At 46.0% G+C, this 21256-nt stretch carries 29 protein-coding genes; 2 read left to right on the top strand and 27 right to left on the bottom strand.

Annotated elements, in window-relative coordinates:
- Window positions 1–17 precede the first annotated feature (17 nt).
- The 24 genes from rplX to BLQ79_RS01545 all read right to left on the bottom strand — a co-directional run bounded on the left by rplX (window position 18) and on the right by BLQ79_RS01545 (window position 14654).
- Complete coding sequence (rplX, locus tag BLQ79_RS01660; RefSeq protein WP_091363166.1) at window positions 18–350, bottom strand: 50S ribosomal protein L24; 333 nt, start codon at window positions 348–350, stop codon at window positions 18–20.
- A gap of 16 nt (window positions 351–366) precedes the next feature.
- A complete protein-coding gene (rplN, locus tag BLQ79_RS01655; protein ID WP_091363164.1) occupies window positions 367–735 on the bottom strand; it encodes a 50S ribosomal protein L14 in 369 nt (122 codons plus the stop codon).
- A 27-nt stretch (window positions 736–762) separates the two neighbouring features.
- On the bottom strand, window positions 763–1023 hold the full coding sequence (gene rpsQ, locus BLQ79_RS01650; protein ID WP_091363161.1) for a 30S ribosomal protein S17: 261 nt from the start codon (window positions 1021–1023) through the stop codon (window positions 763–765).
- Window positions 1024–1050: 27 nt separating this feature from the next.
- Window positions 1051–1257 (bottom strand): 50S ribosomal protein L29, encoded by a 207-nt coding sequence (gene rpmC / locus BLQ79_RS01645; RefSeq protein ID WP_091363159.1) that lies wholly within the window; start codon window positions 1255–1257, stop codon window positions 1051–1053.
- A 1-nt stretch (window position 1258) separates the two neighbouring features.
- Complete coding sequence (rplP, locus tag BLQ79_RS01640; RefSeq protein WP_091363157.1) at window positions 1259–1687, bottom strand: 50S ribosomal protein L16; 429 nt, start codon at window positions 1685–1687, stop codon at window positions 1259–1261.
- Window positions 1687–2445, bottom strand: a complete 759-nt coding sequence (gene rpsC, locus BLQ79_RS01635; protein WP_091363155.1) for a 30S ribosomal protein S3 — start codon at window positions 2443–2445, stop codon at window positions 1687–1689. Before rpsC ends, rplP begins: the two co-directional genes overlap by 1 nt.
- Before the next feature lie 18 nt (window positions 2446–2463).
- On the bottom strand, window positions 2464–2799 hold the full coding sequence (rplV, locus tag BLQ79_RS01630; protein ID WP_091363152.1) for a 50S ribosomal protein L22: 336 nt from the start codon (window positions 2797–2799) through the stop codon (window positions 2464–2466).
- Window positions 2800–2814: 15 nt separating this feature from the next.
- Window positions 2815–3111 carry a 30S ribosomal protein S19 gene (gene rpsS, locus BLQ79_RS01625; protein WP_091363150.1) on the bottom strand — a complete coding sequence of 99 codons (297 nt, stop codon included), beginning with the start codon at window positions 3109–3111 and terminating at the stop codon, window positions 2815–2817.
- Between the two features lie 18 nt (window positions 3112–3129).
- The gene (rplB, locus tag BLQ79_RS01620) at window positions 3130–3957 is read right to left on the bottom strand and encodes a 50S ribosomal protein L2 (RefSeq protein ID WP_091363148.1); all 828 of its coding nucleotides are present in this window, start codon (window positions 3955–3957) and stop codon (window positions 3130–3132) included.
- A 12-nt stretch (window positions 3958–3969) separates the two neighbouring features.
- Window positions 3970–4254, bottom strand: coding sequence for a 50S ribosomal protein L23 (gene rplW, locus BLQ79_RS01615; RefSeq protein ID WP_091363146.1), 285 nt, complete (start codon window positions 4252–4254; stop codon window positions 3970–3972).
- On the bottom strand, window positions 4254–4880 hold the full coding sequence (gene rplD / locus BLQ79_RS01610) for a 50S ribosomal protein L4 (protein WP_091363144.1): 627 nt from the start codon (window positions 4878–4880) through the stop codon (window positions 4254–4256). The genes rplW and rplD overlap by 1 nt, the downstream gene beginning before the upstream one ends.
- A gap of 40 nt (window positions 4881–4920) precedes the next feature.
- Window positions 4921–5562 carry a 50S ribosomal protein L3 gene (rplC, locus tag BLQ79_RS01605; RefSeq protein WP_091363142.1) on the bottom strand — a complete coding sequence of 214 codons (642 nt, stop codon included), beginning with the start codon at window positions 5560–5562 and terminating at the stop codon, window positions 4921–4923.
- A gap of 12 nt (window positions 5563–5574) precedes the next feature.
- Window positions 5575–5886, bottom strand: coding sequence for a 30S ribosomal protein S10 (gene rpsJ / locus BLQ79_RS01600; RefSeq protein ID WP_091363140.1), 312 nt, complete (start codon window positions 5884–5886; stop codon window positions 5575–5577).
- Window positions 5887–6451: 565 nt separating this feature from the next.
- Entirely contained in the window at window positions 6452–7042 is a 591-nt protein-coding gene (locus tag BLQ79_RS01595; RefSeq protein WP_091363138.1) for a hypothetical protein, read from the bottom strand.
- Between the two features lie 29 nt (window positions 7043–7071).
- Window positions 7072–7425, bottom strand: coding sequence for a hypothetical protein (locus BLQ79_RS01590; protein WP_091363136.1), 354 nt, complete (start codon window positions 7423–7425; stop codon window positions 7072–7074).
- 56 nt (window positions 7426–7481) lie between these two features.
- Entirely contained in the window at window positions 7482–7826 is a 345-nt protein-coding gene (locus BLQ79_RS01585; protein WP_091363134.1) for a hypothetical protein, read from the bottom strand.
- Window positions 7823–8431, bottom strand: a complete 609-nt coding sequence (locus BLQ79_RS01580) for a DUF1700 domain-containing protein (RefSeq protein WP_091363132.1) — start codon at window positions 8429–8431, stop codon at window positions 7823–7825. Before BLQ79_RS01580 ends, BLQ79_RS01585 begins: the two co-directional genes overlap by 4 nt.
- Window positions 8428–8826, bottom strand: coding sequence for a PadR family transcriptional regulator (locus BLQ79_RS01575; protein ID WP_407387981.1), 399 nt, complete (start codon window positions 8824–8826; stop codon window positions 8428–8430). The genes BLQ79_RS01580 and BLQ79_RS01575 overlap by 4 nt, the downstream gene beginning before the upstream one ends.
- A 299-nt stretch (window positions 8827–9125) precedes the next feature.
- Window positions 9126–10313: an elongation factor Tu gene (gene tuf / locus BLQ79_RS01570; RefSeq protein ID WP_091363130.1), complete on the bottom strand. Its 1188-nt coding sequence runs from the start codon at window positions 10311–10313 to the stop codon at window positions 9126–9128.
- Between the two features lie 31 nt (window positions 10314–10344).
- Entirely contained in the window at window positions 10345–12423 is a 2079-nt protein-coding gene (gene fusA, locus BLQ79_RS01565) for an elongation factor G (protein ID WP_091363128.1), read from the bottom strand.
- 20 nt (window positions 12424–12443) lie between these two features.
- Window positions 12444–12914: a 30S ribosomal protein S7 gene (rpsG, locus tag BLQ79_RS01560; protein ID WP_091363127.1), complete on the bottom strand. Its 471-nt coding sequence runs from the start codon at window positions 12912–12914 to the stop codon at window positions 12444–12446.
- Between the two features lie 51 nt (window positions 12915–12965).
- A complete protein-coding gene (gene rpsL / locus BLQ79_RS01555) occupies window positions 12966–13340 on the bottom strand; it encodes a 30S ribosomal protein S12 (RefSeq protein WP_091363126.1) in 375 nt (124 codons plus the stop codon).
- A gap of 133 nt (window positions 13341–13473) precedes the next feature.
- Window positions 13474–13734 carry a L7Ae/L30e/S12e/Gadd45 family ribosomal protein gene (locus tag BLQ79_RS01550; RefSeq protein WP_234944887.1) on the bottom strand — a complete coding sequence of 87 codons (261 nt, stop codon included), beginning with the start codon at window positions 13732–13734 and terminating at the stop codon, window positions 13474–13476.
- 434 nt (window positions 13735–14168) lie between these two features.
- On the bottom strand, window positions 14169–14654 hold the full coding sequence (locus BLQ79_RS01545) for a QueT transporter family protein (RefSeq protein ID WP_200779804.1): 486 nt from the start codon (window positions 14652–14654) through the stop codon (window positions 14169–14171).
- Window positions 14655–14903: 249 nt separating this feature from the next.
- Here BLQ79_RS01545 and BLQ79_RS01540 point away from each other — a divergent pair, with 249 nt between their 5' ends.
- A complete protein-coding gene (locus tag BLQ79_RS01540; protein WP_143270042.1) occupies window positions 14904–15332 on the top strand; it encodes a universal stress protein in 429 nt (142 codons plus the stop codon).
- Window positions 15333–15471: 139 nt separating this feature from the next.
- On the opposite strand, the gene BLQ79_RS01535 is transcribed toward BLQ79_RS01540, so the two are convergent.
- Window positions 15472–16704 (bottom strand): multidrug effflux MFS transporter, encoded by a 1233-nt coding sequence (locus tag BLQ79_RS01535; RefSeq protein WP_234944886.1) that lies wholly within the window; start codon window positions 16702–16704, stop codon window positions 15472–15474.
- A gap of 280 nt (window positions 16705–16984) precedes the next feature.
- Between BLQ79_RS01535 and BLQ79_RS01530 the strand changes: the two genes are divergently transcribed.
- Complete coding sequence (locus BLQ79_RS01530; RefSeq protein WP_234944885.1) at window positions 16985–18046, top strand: threonine aldolase family protein; 1062 nt, start codon at window positions 16985–16987, stop codon at window positions 18044–18046.
- Between the two features lie 144 nt (window positions 18047–18190).
- Here BLQ79_RS01530 and potE (BLQ79_RS01525) read toward each other — a convergent pair whose 3' ends face one another.
- Window positions 18191–19504: a putrescine-ornithine antiporter gene (potE, locus tag BLQ79_RS01525; protein WP_091363119.1), complete on the bottom strand. Its 1314-nt coding sequence runs from the start codon at window positions 19502–19504 to the stop codon at window positions 18191–18193.
- Window positions 19505–19739: 235 nt separating this feature from the next.
- On the bottom strand, window positions 19740–21053 hold the full coding sequence (gene potE / locus BLQ79_RS01520; RefSeq protein WP_200779802.1) for a putrescine-ornithine antiporter: 1314 nt from the start codon (window positions 21051–21053) through the stop codon (window positions 19740–19742).
- Window positions 21054–21256: the final 203 nt, after the last annotated feature.

Below are 21256 nucleotides of genomic sequence, written 5' to 3'. Positions count from 1 at the left end.
GTTATCCTCCTTCCCGCTTACTTTACGTTATCCAAAACAGCGCCGCTCTTAACAGCAACTCTTACATAAGAGCCGTCGGCCTGTTTTTCTTTTCTGATACGGGTCGGCTTTTTGGATTCCGGATCCAAAATCATAACATTGGATACGTTGATCGGAGCTTCCTTTTCAATAATGCCGCCCTGTGGGTTAGCCTGGCTTGGCTTGGTGTGTCTCTTCACCATGTTAACGCCTTCAACGACTACGCGATTCTTCTTTGGTTCGCAAGCCTTGATTTTACCCTGCTTGCCCTTTTCCTTGCCGGCGATAACGACAACAGTATCTCCGGTTCTTACATGCAATTTCTGACTCATCGTGTACCTCCAAAAATTAGAGCACTTCCGGTGCCAGGGAGATAATCTTCATGTAATCTCTATCACGAAGTTCTCTTGCAACTGGTCCGAAAATACGAGTGCCGATCGGGCTCTTGTCATCCTTAATCAGGACAACTGCATTTTCATCGAAACGAATATGAGAGCCGTCCGGACGGTTAATTCCGCTCACTGTACGAACGATGACTGCCTTGCATACCTGACCTTTTTTAACAACGCCACCAGGCGCTGCATCTTTGACGGTAACAACAACGGTATCGCCAATATTTCCGCTCTTGCGGAAGGAGCCGCCCAGTACCTTAATTACCAGGACATTTTTTGCTCCGCTATTGTCTGCAACGTTGAGTCTGCTTTCCTGCTGAATCATCGTGCCAATCCTCCTATATATCTATCCTTAATTCTGACGGGCAACGATTTTTTCGACGCGCCAACGCTTGCCACGGGACAGCGGGCGTGTTTCTACGATGCGGACGGTATCGCCGACACGGCATTCGTTGTTTTCGTCATGCGCTTTAAACTTGGTTGTGGTATTAATAGACTTTTTATAAAGCTTATGTGGAACCTTACGTTCAACGGCAACTACGACAGTCTTGTCCATCTTGTCGCTGACAACGATTCCCTGGCGCACCTTGCGCAAATTTCTTTCTTCTGCCACGGTTAGATCCTCCTTTGGGGTTTACTGTTATGCTTTCTGAGCAGCCTTCAATTCTTCTTCACGCTGAACAGTCTTGATACGAGCGATTGTCTTTCTTACTTCACGAATGCGCATCGGATTATCAAGCTGACCTGTAGCGAGCTGAAAACGGAGGTTAAACAGTTCTTCCCTTAAGCTGACGATCTTTTCATTCAATTCGGCAGTGGAGAGGTTACGAATTTCATTTACCTTCATTTTATTCACCTACCACTTCTTCATGACCTTTAACTACAAACTTGGTCTTAATCGGCAGCTTGTAACTAGCCAGACGCATAGCTTCCTTAGCTACTTCGACAGGGACTCCGCCCATTTCGAACATTACGCGGCCAGGTTTTGCAACTGCTACCCAATATTCAACAGAACCCTTACCATTACCCTGACGAGTGCCGATTGGCTTAGAGGTAACTGGCTTATCCGGGAAAATCTTGATCCAAACCTTACCACCACGCTTGGTATAACGAGTCATAGCAATACGTGCGGCTTCAATCTGACGGTTGGTGACCCATGCTGGTTCCAGAGCAACCAGACCATATTCACCGTAAGTTACGGTATTGCCCTTGTGAGCTCTGCCCTTCATACGGCCACGGAACTGCTTGCGATACTTAGTACGCTTTGGAATTAACATTAGTCGTCACCCCTTTCCTGATTTCTCGGTCTGCGATCTCTGCGGTCGCCTCTGCGGCCACCACGTCTGTCGCGGCGGTTGTTGCCACGAGACTTGTTGTCGCGAACATTTTCATTTTCCGGAACCATTTCGCCTGGAGCAAGTTCGCCCTTGTAAATCCAGACTCTGACACCGATAGCACCAAATGTTGTATGAGCGGTTGTTACGCCATAATCAATGTTGGCACGCAGTGTCTGCAGCGGAATGGAACCTTCACGATAGCTTTCGCTGCGAGCGATTTCAGCACCGCCGAGACGGCCGCTGACTGCTACCTTAATACCCTTGGCACCAGCACGCATGGTTCTGCCAACTGCCTGCTTAACAGCACGACGGAAGCTGATACGCTTTTCGAGCTGAGCAGCAATGTTTTCAGCAACCAGAATAGCGCTCATGTCCATGGACTTGATTTCAACGATATCAATATCTACTTCACTGCTGGTAATTGGCTTGAGAGCCTTCTTGATATCTTCAATACCTGCGCCGCCGCGGCCGATAACCATACCCGGCTTAGCTGTGTAGATAGACAGCTTAATGCGGTTTCCTGCACGCTTGATACCAATCTTGGAGATGCCGGCAATGAAGAGGTGTTTCTTCAAAAACTGACGAATCTTTGCGTCTTCAATGAGCTTTGCAGCAAAATCTTTTTCTGCAAACCACTTGGAGTCCCAGTCACAGGTTACGCCAACGCGCATTCCGTGCGGATTTACTTTCTGACCCAAAACGTGTCCCTCCTTTAATTAGTTTCTTTCAGAAACTTTTACAGTAAGTGTACTGGTACGTTTCATGATCCCGAAAGCCTGTCCACGAGAACGTGGATGAATACGCTTCATAATTGGGCCTGCATCTACAAAAGTAGTTGAAACATACAGATTATCAATGTTCATATTATTATTGTTTTCAGCATTTGCCATAGCACTTCTCAGGGTCTTTTCAACAACCTTGGAAGCAGCCTTTGGTGTGTTGCGAAGAATAGCCAAAGCTTCTCTTACGTTCTTACCGCGGATCAGGTTGACTACGATACGAACTTTACGAGGCGAAATGCGGATATTTCTAGAGATTGCCTGAACTTCCATTATATTTCCTCCTCATTAAGCCTGTGGAGCTGCCTTCGGAGCAGCAGCCTGATCGCTCTTGTTGTGCCCCTTGAATGTACGAGTCGGAGCGAATTCGCCGAGCTTATGACCAACCATATCTTCAGTAACGTAAACCGGTACATGCTTTCTTCCGTCGTGAACCGCAATGGTATGTCCTACAAAACTCGGAAGGATAGTAGAAGCACGGGACCAGGTTTTTACAATTTTGTTTTCATTAGCTGCGTTCAGTGCATCAATCTTTTTTACGAGAGAGGATGCGACGAACGGGCCCTTCTTAATAGATCTGGACACTTTTATCCCCCTTATTAATTACTTACGTCTCTTAACAATCAGCTTGGTAGAAGCCTTCTTGTGATCGCGGGTCTTCACGCCGTAAGCTGGCTTGCCCCACGGAGTAACCGGACGCTTACGTCCAACCGGAGACTTACCTTCACCACCGCCGTGTGGATGGTCATTCGGGTTCATTACTACACCACGGTTTGCCGGGCGAACGCCGAGCCAGCGGTTTCTGCCTGCCTTACCAATTGTGATATTTTCATGATCTTCATTACCAACCGCACCGATTGTTGCACGGCAACGAATATGTACTTTTCTCAGTTCGCCGCTTGGCAGACGGAGAAGTGCATAGTCGCCTTCCTTAGCCATGAGCTGAGCGCTTGCACCTGCGGAACGAACCATCTGGCCGCCCTTACCAATCTTCAGTTCTACATTATGAACGGTAGTACCGAGTGGAATGTTGAGCAGTGGAAGTGCATTGCCCGGCTTGATATCGGATTCCGGACCGCTTGTTACTACGTCGCCAACCTTAAGTCCTCTTGGAGCGAGGATGTAGCGCTTTTCACCATCTGCATAGTGCAGAAGAGCGATACGGCATGTACGGTTTGGATCGTATTCAATGGTTGCAACAGTTGCCGGAATGTTGTCCTTGTTTCTCTTGAAGTCAATAATTCTATACTGACGCTTATGGCCGCCACCCTGATGACGAACTGTCATCTTGCCAGAGCCGTTACGACCACCATGATTATGCAACGGTGCAAGCAGGGACTTTTCTGGCTTGTTAGTTGTAATTTCTTCAAAAGTGGAAACAGTCATCTGACGACGTCCTGGAGTGTACGGTTTAAATGTTTTATAAGCCATTTATGTTCCTCCTTAGACCCCTTCAAAGAATTCAATTGCATCGCCCGGCTTAAGGGTTACAATTGCTTTCTTCCAATCGCTGCGGCGACCCTGAGTACGGCCCATACGCTTAAGTTTGCCTTCATAGCGCATGGTGTTTACAGCAGTTACCTTAACGTGGAAAACTTCTTCTACCGCGTTGCGGATATCAACCTTGGTTGCTGCCAGCGGTACGCGGAATGTGTACTTGCCCTCTTCCATAAGAGCTGTTGTCTTTTCGGTGATAATTGGGCGAATGAGGATGTCACGAGCTTCCATTATGCGAGTACCTCCTCAATTTTTTCTACTGCACTCTTAGTAATAAAGAGCTTGGTGTAATGAACGAGATCATAGATGTTGATGCCGCTCGGAGCGATAGCCTTAACGCCCGGAATATTACGAGCGGAAAGAACCGTGTTCATAACACTTTCATCCCCATCGATAATCAGAGCCTTGCCTTCAACATGGAAAGCAGCGAGCATCTTGATTGCGTCCTTAGTCTTTGGAGCTGCGAAACCAATCTTATCGAGAACAACGATTTCATTGGAACGGAGCTTTTCAGACAGAGCAGATTTAACTGCCAGCTGACGAGCCTTTCTGTTCATGCTCTTAGCATGGCTTCTTGGTGTCGGTCCAAATACTGTACCGCCGCCAACCCACAGTGGGGAGCGGATGGATCCGACTCTGGCACGACCTGTGCCCTTCTGTCTCCATGGTTTCTTGCCGCCGCCGCGAACAAGGCCTCTGGTTAAGGTAGCGTGTGTGCCAAGGCGTTCGTTAGCCATCTGACGCACCACTGCCTGATGAATGACAGCTTCATTGTATTCTACGCCAAATACGCTGTCGTTCAGCTTTATTTCACCGGCTGCCTGGCCGGCTACATTATACAATGTTACATTCGGCATTGATGTTCCTCCCTTTCAGAACGGTTATTTTGCCTACCGATTACTTTACAGGCTTTACTGTAGACTGAACCATGACGAGACTTCCCTTAGCACCAGGAATTCCGCCCTTAACAAGCATAAGATTACGTGCTGTATCTACCTTAACGACAGTCAGATGCTGCACGGTAACTCTTGCGTGGCCCATATGACCCGGGAGCTTCTTGCCCTTAAACACCTTGCCGCCGCCGCCAGACATACGAGCACCAAGAGATGCCGGCTGACGATGGTTCTTGGAACCGTGGGATTCCGGTCCACGGCGGAAGTTCCAACGCTTAATGGTACCTGCATAGCCTTTGCCCTTGCTGGTGCCGATTACGTCGATAACTTCGCCTTCTGCGAAAATATCAGCAGCCAGAGTTTGGCCCACTGTGTATTCCGGCTTTTCAGCCAGTCTGTATTCACGCAGATACTTAACCGGTGCGACACCAGCCTTTTCAAACTGGCCCTTAACCGGCTTGGTCAAATGTTTGTCTTTAACTTCGCCGTAACCGAGCTGGACTGCGTTATATCCGTCGGATTCTACGCTTTTAACAGCTACGACAACGTTTGGCTTTACTTCTACAACAGTGACTGGAATCAGATCTCCATTTGCTGCAAATACCTGAGACATTCCTAATTTTGTACCCAAAATAGCTTTAGACATATTCGCACCTCCTTACGCTTTAATTTCAATGCTGACGCCTGCTGGAAGTTCCAGTCTCATCAGCGCATCCGCGGTCTTCTTAGATGGATCGAGGATGTCAATCAGTCTCTTGTGAGTACGCATTTCAAACTGTTCACGGCTGTCCTTGTTAACATGTGGTGAACGAAGAATTGTGTACACGTTCCGTTCGGTTGGGAGCGGAATCGGACCAGAGACTCTGGAACCGGTTCTTACTGCGGTTTCCACAATTTTCGCCGCGCTCTGATCAACAGCTTTGTGATCATAGCCCTTGAGGCGAATTCTAATTTTTTCCTGCTTTGCCAATTCGTAAACCTCCTGACGTTCATTTCTGGAATGAACTGCTCCGTGGAAATTCCCCTGTAATACAGGCCACCTTCCACTTCATAGTTTTAAATACACCCAGCCGCGCATTGCAGTATTCGAAATACTGATACGGGCTTGTGCCCAGCCTTTAAATAATACTATTTATCCGACATTTTTGCAACCAGTTTACAGAAAATTTAGCAAATCTTTTCCGCTTTGAAATTCTTCACCCGGCTGGAGGTGTCGTTTTTCAACCACTGGCAGTAAACTTCTCTGAGCGGTTTACCCGTCAAAAATGCACAGATGTTATTTTAACATATGAATTACTAATGTACAAGAGGGCGAATTTCTTCATGCTGCCGACCATAAGCTAAAGGCCATCCTCTTTATTCTGCAGCCGCACCCCTTTCTTTTATCATACGGTTCAGGTTCCTCAGATATCTCTGTTGTGCCTTCTGCTCTCCAGAAACATTTCAGAGCAATAAAAAAGGCACAGTTCCTGCCTGACCGCTGTGCCTTTCCTTCTTTACATATTAATCTTAGGGGGTGAAGGCTTCATAACAATTTATTTATCATCGTCCACTTCATGATGTGGACCATTGTCCCTATGTTCCTGTGGCATGTGATGTTTACCATCCCCTTTATGCCTTCTGAAATCCCCTCTCCTGTCTTTGTCCCGGAACGCCTTCTTTTCATGCCTGTGTACATCTCTCCGGCCATCATCCTTGTGAGCATGCTTTACTCTTTCCCTGCCCAAAGGCCTTTCAGGTCTCCTGGAGTCATCCGCCCGGCCTCTATGGATATCCGCTGGGTCCTTAGGCCCCATGGCATCGGTGGGAGGAATGCCTTTTATCCGCTCAGGTCTTTCTCGCTTATTATTTCCGTCTGGCCTGGTGGATTTTTCTTTTCTAAAATCAGGTTTTGCCTTTTCATCATTCTTTTCTGCTTCAGCTATCTGACGCTGAACTGCTGGCGTATAACCTCTTCTTGCGTTGATGAGGGCAATGCGATAATCGCGGCCAATGTTGCTGATCTCAGAGCTGTCAACCGGCGCCGGAGCTACTTCCTGCGCGGATACCTGTGCAAAGCCTGCTCCACCAAGTAAAACCAGACCGATAATAGATGCAGCTAACTGTCTTGTCATATATCTTTTCATTTTGTTTTCCCCTTTCTGAAACCTTTCAATTATCTATCCAGGTGCTGTACATGTACATCTTGGTTATCCTTATCCGCCGGATTGATATTCGGACGAGGTTCGCCCTTCTTTACTCCGTTTATTTCCTGCGGCTTTCCTTTATTATCTGTTCTGTATTTGCTGACCTGTTTTTTCGGTGCCTTCTTATTCTTTATTTTTTTCTGAGGAGCTTTTTTAACCTTTTTTACTTTCGACTTATGATTGTCAGGATGTCGGTTATTCTGTGTCTGCTGCGCATACGCCTGTGGTTCCGGTACACCGGCTGCTGAAACTTCAGAAACCAGTCCTGCTGCAAATGTCAGAAAACCAAGGCCCATTACGGCTGCAATAATCTTCTTATTCATGATACCCCTCCTTTAATAGTTTATACGTTACAACCACTTTATCCATTTTATGTTGATTATGAATTAACGGCTGATGGGGAATTATTACCACCTGCATTATTTCCTGCCATTTCATCACTCATGTGTGGTCCCCTGTCTTTCATATGATCCCCTTCTGGTCCCATGTGATTTTCATCCGCATTCATGTCTTCAGACCTTCTTTCATGTTCACCCGGTCCATGCCTGTCTTCAGGACCACGTCCCATATGATTTCTATCTCCCGGATGGAAGCGCTCCATCATTCTCGGACCATTAGTACTCATCCACTTATGATAGGCGGCCACATCATGAGTAAAGAAAGAGCCGATGGCTATCAGAAACGATGCAAATGCAAGTACCAGACATATTGTTACTTTTCTCATTTCTGCTCCTCTCCTTCCTTGTCTGTATCTCCGGATGGTGTTTTTTCTCTCTGTACAGACTTCTCTTCAAAAATCTTCTTTCCTTCTTCCCCTACAAAGAAAACTGCCAGTGCAAGGAAGAATCCGGAGAATCCAAATGCACCCATGGTAATCGGTGAAAATACAGGAAGTGGATCCATTCCCATCACCGGTTGGAACTGCATGGAAAGCAGAAATACAAGAAGGAGTGTGAATCCTAAAATCAGAACGGCAATAACATCGCAGACAATTCTAAACCCTTTGACCATGACATGTGTTGCATGATTCACTTTCTCCGGGAGCTGTGCACTTACTTCTTCCCATGTCTGGGAGGCTGTTTTCTCCGCCTGTGATGCAACATCCATAAATGTCGTGGACTTCTTCTCCCGAATCATTCCTTCATCCTGATACATTTCGAATATTTCTTTTGGAGAGCCCAGTTCGCGTGCAATTTCTTCTTCAGATAACCCCGCCGCTTTACCTTCCTCAAAATGAGATTCATAGTCAGCCAGGATTTCATTGACCTGGGTCTGATTAATATTCCGAAAATAGTATCTCAGCAGGTCCATAAATTCTTCTCTTGTCATTCTGCCTGACCTCCTTTACTCATACTCAGCTTTTTATTCTCTTCCAACAGTTTCTGCACTGCTTTCGTAAATTCAATCCATTCTCTGACAGACTCCTGATATTCAACCTTACCGTCCTTTGTAATTCGATAATATTTTCTCGGCGGTCCGCTATGTGATTCTGCCAGATACGTTTCCACCAGTCCATCTTTTTTAAACCGGTTCAGAAGCGGGTAAATGGTTCCTTCTGACATTTCAATATACTTAGAGATTTCGGTTACCAGCTCATATCCATAAAAATCTTTTCTCTGCAGCATGGACAATACAACGATTTCCATGACCCCCTTCTTCAGCTGAATGTTCATTGGATCTATCCTTTCCCGGAAAATCACTTTTCCGCCGCATTTCACCAGCATTCCATCCTGCTTTTTTACACCCGTAAATCTATGTGTATATGAGGAATGATTTCATTACCGGTTGATGGTACTACTATATCACATGGTACTTTGCATTGCAAGGTACCATTCTATAAATTATAGGTAAATTCATTTAAGTGTTTTGAACGGAAATAAAAATGTGTTCCATTTTTATTTCCTGTTTCGTAAGTTTTCCGGTTCATCGCCAGATTAAAAATCTATTTTGTTTCAACGCAAAAAAGGATGAGGAATCAAATCCTCATCCTTTTTTATGGCTTTATAGGTTTCAAAGTTGTTAATTACTTAACAATCTTAGCTACAACGCCTGCACCTACGGTGTGGCCGCCTTCACGAATTGCGAAGCGCTGACCTTCTTCCATAGCGATTGGAGTAATGAGCTTAACGTCCATTTCTACATTATCGCCTGGCATGCACATTTCGGTGCCTTCCGGCAGCTGAATGTCGCCGGTTACGTCAGTGGTTCTGAAGAAGAACTGCGGGCGATAGCCGTTGAAGAACGGAGTATGACGGCCGCCTTCTTCCTTGGTCAGAACGTATACCTGAGCGGTGAATTCGGTGTGTGGGTGTACAGTGCCCGGCTTAGCCAGTACCTGACCACGTTCAATGTCCTTACGGTCGATACCACGGAGCAGTGCGCCGATGTTATCACCAGCCAGTGCCTGGTCAAGGGTCTTTCTGAACATTTCTACGCCGGTTACAACAGTTTCAGTTGGCTTATCCTGGAGACCAACGATTTCTGCTGCGTCGCCTACCTTGACAGTACCACGTTCTACTCGGCCAGTTGCTACGGTGCCACGGCCGGTAATGGTGAATACGTCTTCGACTGGCATCAGGAATGGCTTGTCGGTATCACGTTCTGGAGTTGGAACATATTCATCAACAGCCTTCATGAGGTCGTGGATGGACTGTTCATACTTCGGATCGCCGTTGAGAGCGCCAAGTGCGGAACCAACGATAATCGGTACTTCATCGCCTGGATAGCCATATTCGGTCAGGAGGTCTCTGACTTCCATTTCTACCAGTTCAATCAGTTCCGGATCATCAACCTGGTCAGCCTTGTTCAGGAATACTACGATTGCCGGAACGCCTACCTGCTTAGCAAGAAGGATGTGTTCGCGGGTCTGCGGCATCGGGCCGTCAGCTGCGGATACAACCAGGATAGCGCCGTCCATCTGAGCTGCGCCGGTGATCATGTTCTTAACATAGTCAGCGTGCCCTGGGCAGTCTACGTGTGCGTAGTGACGGGTTTCGGTTTCATATTCAACAGTGGAAGTATTGATGGTAATACCACGAGCTCTTTCTTCCGGAGCCTTATCAATGGCTGCATAGTCGAGGAAGTCTGCCTTACCTTCTTCAGCCAGTACCTTGGTAATTGCTGCAGTCAGAGTTGTCTTGCCGTGGTCAACGTGGCCGATAGTACCAATGTTAACATGCGGCTTAGTTCTTTCATAATGTGCTTTTGCCATTTTTAAATTCCTCCAATATAGGGATTAAAATTTATTTTCCAAGGCGTTCTTCGGTGATCTTGTCAGCGATTGCCTTCGGAACATCTTCATAATGATCAAATGTCATTGTGAATGTACCACGGCCCTGAGTAGAGCTGCGGAGTGTAGTTGCGTAGCCAAACATTTCAGACAGCGGAACGAAACCATTGATTCTGGATTCGCCATTTTCTGTTTCCATGCCTTCGATACGTCCACGGCGGGAGTTCAGGGATCCGATTACATCACCCATGTACTGTTCCGGAACGTCTACTTCAACCTTCATATAAGGTTCGAGCAGAACCGGGTTTGCCTTCTTGGCAGCAGCCTTGAATGCCATGGAACCGGCAATCTTGAATGCTGCTTCGGAAGAGTCGACATCATGGTAAGAACCATCATATACAGCAACCTTGATATCTACCATTGGATAGCCGGCAACAACGCCATCTTCCATAGCAGATTCAACACCCTGCTGTACCGGCTTAATGAATTCCTTCGGAATTACGCCGCCGACAACTTCGTTAACGAATTCAAAGCCCTTGCCTGCTTCCATCGGTTCCAGACGGAGCCAGCAGTGACCATACTGACCATGACCGCCGGTCTGACGAATGAACTTACCTTCAGCTTCAACGGTCTTGCGAATGGTTTCGCGGTATGCAACCTGCGGCTTACCAACATTACATTCAACATGGAATTCTCGCTTCATACGATCAACAATGATTTCCAGGTGAAGTTCACCCATGCCGGAAATAATTGTCTGGCTGGATTCCGGATCGGTATGTACGCGGAATGTCGGGTCTTCTTCTGCCAGTCTCTGGAGCGCAATGCCCATCTTTTCCTGGTCAGCCTTGGTCTTCGGTTCAACGGCTACAGAAATAACCGGATCCGGGAATTCCATCTTTTCCAGGATGATTGGCTGATCTTCAGAGCAGAGGGTATCACCAGTGGTGACATCCTTGAAGCCTACAGCTGCAGCGATATCGCCGGTGTATGCAACATCAATTTCCTTACGGTGATTTGCATGCATCTGGAGCAGACGGCCTACACGTTCCTTCTTGCCCTTAGTGGAATTCAGAACGTAGGTGCCCTGTTCCATAATACCGGAGTAAACGCGGAAATAAGCGAGCTTACCAACGAAAGGATCGGCCATAATCTTGAATGCAAGAGCAGCCAGTGGTTCCTTGTCGCTTGCCTTACGGGAGATTTCTTCTCCGGTCTTCGGGTCAGTTCCCTTAACCGGCAGTACATCCAGTGGGCTTGGCAGGTAATCAATTACTGCGTCCAGCAGCATCTGAATACCCTTATTCTTGTAAGCGGATCCGCAGAATACCGGGAACAGCTTGCAAGCCAGAACCTGCTTACGGAGGGCAGCTTTGATTTCATCAATAGAAATTTCTTCGCCTTCCAGATACTTCATCATAAGGTCGTCGTCGCCTTCAGCAGCGGCTTCAACAATCTTATCACGATATTCTTCAACCATATCCTTCATGTCGTCGGATACTGGTTCCTTATGGAACTGTTTTCCGTCGTCACTGTCGTAGATTTCAGCTTCGCGTTCCAGCAGGTCGATAATGCCCTTGAATGTGGATTCGGCGCCAATCGGGAGCTGCATTGCAATAGCCTTAGCATGAAGTCTGTCGTCAATGGTCTGAACTGCGTGAAGGAAATTTGCGCCTACGGTATCCATCTTGTTAATAAATGCGATACGCGGTACATGGTAATGATCTGCCTGTCTCCAAACGGTTTCAGACTGAGTCTGAACGCCGTCCTTAGCACTGAATACTGCTACGGAACCATCAAGTACGCGCAGAGAACGTTCAACTTCTACAGTGAAGTCTACATGCCCTGGGGTATCAATGATGTTTACTCTGTATCCTTTCCAATGGCAGGTGGTAGCTGCGGAAGTAATGGTAATCCCGCGTTCCTGTTCCTGTTCCATCCAGTCCATGGTAGCTGCGCCATCATGAACTTCACCAATCTTATGATTTACACCGGTGTAATAAAGAATACGTTCCGTGGTAGTTGTCTTGCCGGCATCGATGTGTGCCATGATACCGATATTACGGGTTTTTACAAGCGGAAATTCTCTAGCCACGATTTTTCTCCTTCTTTCAATTACCAGCGATAATGAGCAAATGCCTTATTGGCTTCTGCCATCTTATGAGTATCTTCTTTCTTCTTTACTGCTGCGCCTGTGTTATTGAAAGCGTCCATCAGTTCACCTGCAAGACGTTCTTCCATAGTACGTTCGCTACGGAGACGAGCATAGTTGACCATCCAACGGATGCCCAGAGTCAGACGGCGTTCTGGTCTGACTTCAATCGGTACCTGATAGTTAGCACCGCCGACACGGCGAGCGCGAACTTCCAGAACCGGCATAACATTATTAAGAGCCTGTTCGAAAATTTCGAGCGGTTCTTTGTTGAGCTTGCTGTGGCAGATATCGAAAGCGCCATAAACGATAGATTCAGCGACGCCCTTCTTGCCATCCAGCATAACCTTGTTAATGAAACGTGTTACTACCTTGGAACCGTATACTGGATCCGGGAGTACGTCACGTCTCTGTACAGCACCTTTTCTCGGCATACAAGTATCCTCCTAAAAAAATTGTTTGTTAATCACTTTAATTCTGCGAAATTACTTCTTTTCGCTCTTAGCACCGTACTTAGAACGGGACTGCATACGGCCAGCAACACCTACGGTATCGAGAGCACCGCGGATGATGTGATAACGAACACCTGGAAGATCCTTGACACGGCCGCCTCTGATGAGAACGACGCTGTGTTCCTGCAGATTGTGGCCAATACCTGGAATGTAAGCGGAAACTTCAATTCCGTTGGTCAATCTGACACGGGCAACCTTACGAAGAGCAGAGTTCGGCTTCTTCGGGGTAGCTGTATAAACTCTTGTGCAGACACCACGCTTCTGCGGGGATCCTTTAAGAGCCGGGGTCTTCGCTTTGGTGGACAGAACCTGTCTTCCTTTGCGAACCAGCTGATTGATTGTCGGCAAAATGGGCACCTCCTTTCTTCAGAGAGTAAATTTATAATTAATTCAAAATCGCAGAATCTGCAAAAAAGCCTGTTTCTGATAAAAGAAGAAACCGAAGGAATAATCCTTCACTTTTTCCATACGATAATGAATATTACCGGGGTTCAATGACAGCACACGCTGCAGCTTTTACTTTAATGCCACACGCCCTGCCAATTTCCTTCTTGGTAAATGCAGATATAACCGGAATTTGACGAGATTCACACAATTCACGAACTGACTGAGTCATAAACTCATCACAGTCAGAAGCAATGAATACACATTTTACATTCTGCTTTTCCAGCGCGCGATGTGTTTCCTTGATTCCTACCGCTACATGGGAAATCTTCAGGTCTTCCAAATTCAAATCTATCACCTACTTTAAAAGATGCTGCCTTGAGGCAACAAGAGAAGTATAGCATTAGAAATTCTGCGTGTCAACTTTTTTATCGCAATTTTTTAAGATTTTATCGTCTATCTTTTTACCACGTATCCGTGCGTATCTTTTTCTCTTTTCCCAAGTTATTTTCAGGCAAAATAAAAAGCCATGGATGTCCACAGCTTTTCATATATCCCACTCTGCCTTATTTCTGTTCAGCCTGTTTCATACTATTCTTAATCTTGAACAGGGAAATAAGTTCTTCCATGATCTTAATTTTTTGTTTAACGAAAAATATTTTACGCTTGCATCTTCTATATATAAAATATTCCTTCTATGCAGGATACAAAAAGGCTCCGTCCTGTACGATTCATAAAAAGGCTTCCCTGCCAGTCACTCCTACGGTTCCTGCCAGCCCGCTTAGCCGGATATTAATCCATGATGTACTTCTTCAGTACCGGATTTTTCAGCAGTACATGGAAAAGGACGACTCCGACTACAGAGACAGACACAAATTCTCCCAGTCCGATATAGGCCATAACTCCGGCCAGGGAATCTCCCGGCCCAATTTGTGAAAGCCAGGCCAGTTCCAGCCCGATAAATATCCCATTAATCAGTACCGGTGCCAGAGACGCGGTAAACACATTAGGTGCAAACCGCATGAGGAGGAGGGATACTAATGTGGCTGTGGTTCCCACAACCATATCTGTCACTCCAAACGGGCTGTTTAAATTAGCCAGCAGACACCCTATGGTCAGGCCGGGAATCCATTTTCTGTTATAAAAAGCCAGCAGAACCATACATTCAGATAATCTGACCTGTATAGGCCCATAACTGATAGGTGACAATCCTATAGTAAGAACTGCATAAACTGCCGCGATAACCGCATTCATTAATAAACTCTGTATATTTTTCAATATCAATCTCCTGAAAAACAAAATGAAGCATGCATTACCATCATACCACATGTGCAAGGACGTATACTATTTTCCTGCCTTGCCGTCCCACCTGGAATATAAGCAGGAAAATTCGAATCTTATATTGATAAACTCCTTACTATAAAGTAAAATATGAATAGCAGGATATCTATATATTCTATCCCGCTTTTACTCAGTATATAAGAAGGCAATATATTGTTTTCCGTACAGGAAAGGCAGGTTATTATTATGGAATTCAGAAAAATTCTTGTCCCGGTTGATGGTTCTAATCCTTCTATTGATGCATTCCGCACAGGCGCAGACCTGGCATTGAAATATGGTGCTGAACTGGAAGTTGTTACCGTTATTAATTTCAATAACGAACAGCCGATTCTGTCCCTGGGCAATCTGGAAAAATTCACTGAAGAAGGCCTGCAGAAACAGGGTATGGCCGTTATTGACTCTGTAGTCAAAGATGTTCCGGAAAACGTAAAGCTCACCAAAGTAGTTCTTTATGGTGATCCGGCAAAGGCCATTATTGAAGAACAGGAAACCGGCAAAGCCGATTGCATTATTCTCGGAAGCCGTGGACTTGGCAGCGTACGCCGCTTCTTCATGGGCAGCGTAAGTACTGAAATCGTTCACAACGCTGAATGTCCGGTATTTGTAATCAGATAAACGATAATCAAAATGGAGTGATTATGCCATATGGCATGACCACTCCATTTTTTTATGTCCGTATTAACAGATATCCCAGAGCACAGCCGCTAAGGACAGACGCCGGATATATCCACCGGAATCCCTTTTTCATTCATCATCAGTTCTGATTCTCCGCAGCGGCTGGCTGTTCCTCTTCACGCTTAGATGTCAGCCCTCCGTCTTTTCCTCTGTGCGCCGGTGCCACATAATGATAAAACGCGCCGAGCCCGAGGGCGAAACAGCAAACCATAATGAGAGCCATAGGCAGAGCAGAGTTTTCTCCCATCGCTCCGGCTACCGGCATAAGTACGCCGCCCAATACCATGGAAGAAAATCCCAGTATGGCGGAAGCGCTGCCCGCGTTCTTACCACAGCTTTCCAGTGCCATAGAGGTAGAAGAAGCGCCCAGCACAGACAACGGCACAATGGCTATAAACAGGGAAACTATGCTATACCAGAGCGGAGCAAAAAGTAATACTCCTGCCAGAAATAGAACTGCGCCTGTCAGATGCCCCCACAGGGCAGCCCGCAGCATGGACGCGCCGCTTACCGTACCGGACAGTCTGGCCGGCAGGGCTCCCATAAAGAGCAGTCCCAGTCCAATAAAGCCAAAAATATAACTGTAAACCTGCGCCGATACGTGATAAATGTTCTGAAACAGGAAGGAAGATCCTCCAATATATGTAAAGACCCCACCAAAGACAAAGCACTGAATCAGACACTGGCCGCAGAAATACCGGTTTTTCAGCAGCAGCGGAAAAGATTTAAAGCTGCTTTTAATATCGGATATACGTTTCTGTGGCGGAAGTGTTTCCTGATACACCATGGTTAACAGGAACATCAGACCGCCTACCACAGCCATAGCGGCAAAAATGCCATGCCATGAAGTGAATCGGAGTATTTGTCCGCCAATTACCGGTGCCGCGATAGGAGCCAGCCCATTGACCATCATCAGAATGGAATAAAACTGAAGCAGTTCCGGTCCGCTGGCTACATCTCTGGCAATCGCCCGGCTGATTACAATACCAAACGCTCCGGCAATTCCCTGTATAAGGCGAAGACCAAGGAACATATGAATCGATGAGGTGATAAAACACAATACAGATGCCGCTGTAAAAACAGCCATCCCAAGCAAAAGCGGGTTTCTTCTCCCCAGATAGTCACTCACCGGACCGCCCAGTATCTGCCCCACAGCCATCCCAATGAGCGTCATGGTAAGAGTCAGCTGCGCGAGCGATGCGGATATATGGAAATCATTGGAAAACTCCGGAAGCGCCGGCAGATACATATCCGTTGAAAGCGGTGCCATAGCCGCCAGCATCCCGAGAAACACAATAAGAAAACATTTCATTCGATTATTCATCATCAGCCCCCGAAAAATGCATAGATAGCATTCTTTTTCATGGGCTATTTTAACACATTTAAAAATGAAATTCATATGAATTGGCGACTACAGCTCGGCTACTGCCCCTCTCCCACCGGATATTTCTCTATCCTGCACAAGGCTCCCCACTTGTGCATCAATTGAGTATCTTCTATAATTCAGATATTGACAGATTTTTCACCTTAGTCACAAGAAACCATCTATTAACTGACTGTTCAGCAGTCATTAATATCAGGAGGCCTCCGTTATGACCATGTCCACTCTTCTTCCTTTCGCTTCCGATTATATGGAAGGCGCGCATCCGGAAATCATCAGACGTCTTTCTGAAATAAACCGGATTCCTATGCCTGGTTACGGTTCAGATGATATCTGCGAAAGTGCCCGGAACAGGATTCGAAACGCCTGTCATACCCCGAACGCGGATGTATTTTTCCTCATAGGCGGCACGCAGACCAACGCTACCGTCATTGACGCCATGCTGGCTTCCTACCAGGGCGTAATCGCTGCCAATACCGGTCATATCAGTGTTCATGAAGCCGGCGCCATCGAATGGGGCGGACACAAGGTGCTGCCTCTGCCGCATACCCTCGGCAAGCTGCGCGCCGAAGATGTGGAAACTTACCTCAGCAACTGGACACAGGATGGCAGCCGGGATCATATGGTTATGCCTGGCATGGTGTACATTTCCCATCCTACAGAATACGGCACTCTGTATACAGCAGACGAACTCAGAGCGCTGCACAGAGTCTGTGCAGCGCATCACATCCCGCTGTATCTGGACGGTGCCCGCCTGGCCTACGCCCTCGCCGCTCCGGAAAATGAACTGACCCTGCCCCTGATTGCGGAATGCTGCGATGCGTTCTATATCGGTGGTACCAAATGCGGAACCCTGTTTGGCGAAGCTGTCGTCCTTCCACGCAAAAACACCATTCCCCATTTTTTCACCATCATAAAACAGCATGGCGCCCTGCTGGCCAAAGGATGGCTCCTCGGACTGCAGTTTGAAACCCTGTTTACCAATCATCTCTATGAAACGATTGGACAACCTGCCATCGAAGCAGCCAATACCATCCGCCATGTACTCAGAGAAAGCGGATACAGGTTATTCTTCGACGCCCCCACGAACCAGATTTTTGTCATCCTTCCCAACCAGCTGCTGAATCCTCTGGCCAAAGAAGTATCTTACAGCTTCTGGGAAAAATACGACGAAGCCCACACCGTCATCCGCCTCGCCACCAGCTGGGCCACTACCAAAGAAGAAACTGATTGCCTCTGTCGTGTTTTTAAAACGTTAGCAGTTAGTGACTGATTCAGCTGCAGCCATGTAATTTGCTGTTCCATACCAAATGACGATTCAGTAAATGAATATATGCAATAATAAAAGGACGTTTGCCCTGACAGGCAGCGTCCTTTTCCTTTACCGGATAAAATCATCCGTACTTCGCCCTCTTACCTACCGCATCCGACGAGAGCGATATGGTGTCTGCAAACGAACAGCATATAATCCATAAATCATTAGCCCCACCAGAACTGTTACCATACCATAGGTCACAGAATCCATTCCACACTGAATACAGGCATAAATACTGTATGCTCCCCCGGCTACGGCAGCCATACGGGTTAAATCGGAATCTTTCCCTGCCTGTCGTTGCATAATATCCAGAGAGGCCATAGCCAGTACATAAGGAACGAGATTAGCTACCGTGGACAACTTGATAAGCGCATCAAACTGCGCCACCATGGATGGACTTCCGGTCATAGATAACAGCATCATCTGAACAAGTAACATCACTGCAATTCCCCGAATCGGAATTTCATAGGCATTAACCCGACCAAACACTTTTGGGAAGTATCCCTCCTGTGCTCCTGCACGAAGAAGTTCCACCAGGGTAAACTGCCAGGCTATCAGTGCACCGCCACACCCGAAAATCATAAGCGCCGTCACCACATGCCCTGCCTTCGGGCCAAACATATAGGCACAGGCCTCCCCAAACGGTGCATTAGACTGTGCCAGTACCGCATTGGGGACTATTCCCTGTATCACCGTAGTATACAAAATGGAAAATACCCCAATAGCCACGGTAGCCGCAATGACTGCAATCGGCACATTGCGCTCCGGATTTTTTACACGTTCCATATTGGAACAGGCGGATTCCAGCCCAAGAAAAGCCCACAGCGTAAAGGAATTGGACAAACCAATAGTCTGTACAAACGTATAATGATGCGGATTCCATGCTGCTGAAAAAATATCCGGTTTAAAAAAGAAAAGTCCTACCATACTGATAATCAGCACTGGTACCATCTGAAGAATCATCGACAGAGAACTCATCTTCACGGAAAAAGAGGTCCCTCCCACTACTGCTACAGCAGTAAGTATAAGAATCATTGCAGAATACATAATGACCTGCATTGTTGATAGCTGTGCATTAAAAAAAGAGCTGGCATAGGAAACGACGGAAATAGCAATTCCTACATTCGCTATCATCAGTGAAATAGCATAAGTATAATTGGCCAGAAAATTCCCCGCCTTACCGAAACCATACTCTGCATATCCTCCAAGGCCTCCTGATTTTTTATTAAATCGCCCACACTTGGCAAACGCATACGCCAGAATCACGGCTCCCAATGTCGTAGTAATCCACGCATATAACGAAATAGCTCCTACTCCTGCAGCAAGGGTCGGAATCATAATAATACCATCCGTCATGCTCACAATAGTCAGGATAGTAAACTGAATAACCCCGACCTTATTTTTACTATGTCCCATAGAATCTCACCTTCTCACACAAAAAAGGGAGACAAAATAAACTGTCTCCCTCTCTTAACCCGTTATCTGCTAATTATGGTGCAGTCAAATACTGCCCCTCATAATAGCAGAAAATGCCAATTGTTTGCATTTACATAATATATCAAATTATTTTATATGGTCTTACTAAATGTTGCACCTTAATAACATATTAACATATCACCTTCACGACACTATCTTTTAGGAAAGTTCCCCATTATAAATGACCTGTATAGGGTTTCTGTCCAGCATATACTCCATAAATCATATACCCCAGAAGCACCGTCATCATACCTGCCGTAACCGCATCCATGCCACACTGATACGTAGCATACATACTGTATGCCCCACCTATAACCGCAGCCAATCTGGTCGTGCGCTCATTATGTCCAGCTTCTTTCTGCATAATATCCAGAGAGGCCATAGCCAACACGTAAGGAACCAAGTTGTCCACCGTAGCTAGCTGAATCAATACATCAAACTGTTTAACCATTGTAGGGCTGATTGTGAAAAAAATCATAATCAGCTGAATAAGTACCATAACAATCATGCCTTTTACCGGTACGCCATCTTTGGTCACCTTCCCAAAAATTTCAGGAAAATATCCTTCACCTGCACCTTCACGAAGCAATTCCCCTAAAGTAAATTGCCAAGCAATTAATGCGCCCGCACATCCAAAAATCATAAATGCTGTGACAATTCTACCGGCTACAGGCCCATACATATAAGCAAAAGCATCACCAAACGGGGCATTAGAAACCGACAATACTGAATTTGGTACTATTCCCTGAATAACTGTAGTATATATAATTGAAAAAATCCCAATAATAGCTGTAGCTGATATTACCGCAACAGGAACATTTTTTCTTGGATTTTCCACTCGATCCATATTGGAACATGCCGACTCCAATCCTAAAAAAGCCCATAGCGTAAAAGAATTAGCTGAACCAATCGCCCTTACCGCGGTATAGTGATGCGGATTCCATGCTGCATTAAAAATCTGAGGATCAAAAAAATACAATCCGCAGATACTCATAATTGCTGCCGGAATCAATTTGCACATCATCGCCGTAAACCCCAGCTTAACTGTCATTCTGGTTCCCCAAAAATTAGCTGCAGTAGTCATAATCATAACCACTCCTGCTAAAAAAGCTGCATCAACCGGACTTAGCTCAACATCAAAAAAGGCACTAGAATACGCTACAACAGAAATAGCAATACCTACATTCGCTATCATAAGAGCAATAGCATATGTAAAATTCGCTATAAAATTACCTGATCTTCCGAAAGCATATTCCGCATATCCACCAAGTCCACCACTTTTCTTGCTATAGGCGCCACATTTAGCAAATGCATAAGCAAGAATCATTACACAAATAATGGTTTCAATCCAGGCATAAATAGAGATAGCTCCCACGGTAGCTACCATAGTTGGCAACATGATAATTCCATCCGTCATGCTCACCGTAGTTAAAATCGTAAACTGAATAAGTCCTACTTTGTTATTCTGTGGCATAAAAAATTCCCTCATCTTTCTTCCGTCCCGAGAGGAGCGCCACCACTCCGTGCCTCTAATTTCAAGAAATTATCACACAAATCATAACAAAGTATTAATTATTTGTCATTAAATAAGTTTTTCTGTCTCGTTAACTATATGACTATTTGTATTCTTACTTAACTAAAGTACTACTGAAAATAAAAAACCTTCCGGCTGATAATATCAATCAGAAGGTT

This window comes from Dialister histaminiformans (assembly GCF_900103425.1).
GTDB classification, from domain to species: Bacteria; Bacillota; Negativicutes; order Veillonellales; family Dialisteraceae; genus Allisonella; species Allisonella histaminiformans.
The sequence above is the reverse complement of the archived record's forward strand: the minus strand, read 5'-3'. Positions and strand labels throughout refer to the sequence as shown.

What these genes read in the sequence shown, in the direction of transcription:
- rplN (WP_091363164.1), bottom strand. Translation starts at nt 735, where the DNA reads ATGATTCAGCAGGAAAGCAGACTCAACGTTGCAGACAATAGCGGAGCA.
- potE (WP_200779802.1), bottom strand. Translation starts at nt 21,053, where the DNA reads ATGAGGGAATTTTTTATGCCACAGAATAACAAAGTAGGACTTATTCAG.
- tuf (WP_091363130.1), bottom strand. Translation starts at nt 10,313, where the DNA reads ATGGCAAAAGCACATTATGAAAGAACTAAGCCGCATGTTAACATTGGT.
- rpmC (WP_091363159.1), bottom strand. Translation starts at nt 1,257, where the DNA reads ATGAAGGTAAATGAAATTCGTAACCTCTCCACTGCCGAATTGAATGAA.
- rplX (WP_091363166.1), bottom strand. Translation starts at nt 350, where the DNA reads ATGAGTCAGAAATTGCATGTAAGAACCGGAGATACTGTTGTCGTTATC.
- BLQ79_RS01535 (WP_234944886.1), bottom strand. Translation starts at nt 16,704, where the DNA reads ATGAAATGTTTTCTTATTGTGTTTCTCGGGATGCTGGCGGCTATGGCA.
- BLQ79_RS01540 (WP_143270042.1), top strand. Translation starts at nt 14,904, where the DNA reads ATGGAATTCAGAAAAATTCTTGTCCCGGTTGATGGTTCTAATCCTTCT.
- BLQ79_RS01530 (WP_234944885.1), top strand. Translation starts at nt 16,985, where the DNA reads ATGACCATGTCCACTCTTCTTCCTTTCGCTTCCGATTATATGGAAGGC.
- rplB (WP_091363148.1), bottom strand. Translation starts at nt 3,957, where the DNA reads ATGGCTTATAAAACATTTAAACCGTACACTCCAGGACGTCGTCAGATG.
- potE (WP_091363119.1), bottom strand. Translation starts at nt 19,504, where the DNA reads ATGGGACATAGTAAAAATAAGGTCGGGGTTATTCAGTTTACTATCCTG.
- rplP (WP_091363157.1), bottom strand. Translation starts at nt 1,687, where the DNA reads ATGTTAATTCCAAAGCGTACTAAGTATCGCAAGCAGTTCCGTGGCCGT.
- rplD (WP_091363144.1), bottom strand. Translation starts at nt 4,880, where the DNA reads ATGCCGAATGTAACATTGTATAATGTAGCCGGCCAGGCAGCCGGTGAA.
- BLQ79_RS01595 (WP_091363138.1), bottom strand. Translation starts at nt 7,042, where the DNA reads ATGAAAAGATATATGACAAGACAGTTAGCTGCATCTATTATCGGTCTG.
- rplV (WP_091363152.1), bottom strand. Translation starts at nt 2,799, where the DNA reads ATGGAAGTTCAGGCAATCTCTAGAAATATCCGCATTTCGCCTCGTAAA.
- BLQ79_RS01575 (WP_407387981.1), bottom strand. Translation starts at nt 8,826, where the DNA reads ATGCTGGTGAAATGCGGCGGAAAAGTGATTTTCCGGGAAAGGATAGAT.
- BLQ79_RS01580 (WP_091363132.1), bottom strand. Translation starts at nt 8,431, where the DNA reads ATGACAAGAGAAGAATTTATGGACCTGCTGAGATACTATTTTCGGAAT.
- BLQ79_RS01585 (WP_091363134.1), bottom strand. Translation starts at nt 7,826, where the DNA reads ATGAGAAAAGTAACAATATGTCTGGTACTTGCATTTGCATCGTTTCTG.
- BLQ79_RS01590 (WP_091363136.1), bottom strand. Translation starts at nt 7,425, where the DNA reads ATGAATAAGAAGATTATTGCAGCCGTAATGGGCCTTGGTTTTCTGACA.
- rpsG (WP_091363127.1), bottom strand. Translation starts at nt 12,914, where the DNA reads ATGCCGAGAAAAGGTGCTGTACAGAGACGTGACGTACTCCCGGATCCA.
- rplW (WP_091363146.1), bottom strand. Translation starts at nt 4,254, where the DNA reads ATGGAAGCTCGTGACATCCTCATTCGCCCAATTATCACCGAAAAGACA.
- rplC (WP_091363142.1), bottom strand. Translation starts at nt 5,562, where the DNA reads ATGTCTAAAGCTATTTTGGGTACAAAATTAGGAATGTCTCAGGTATTT.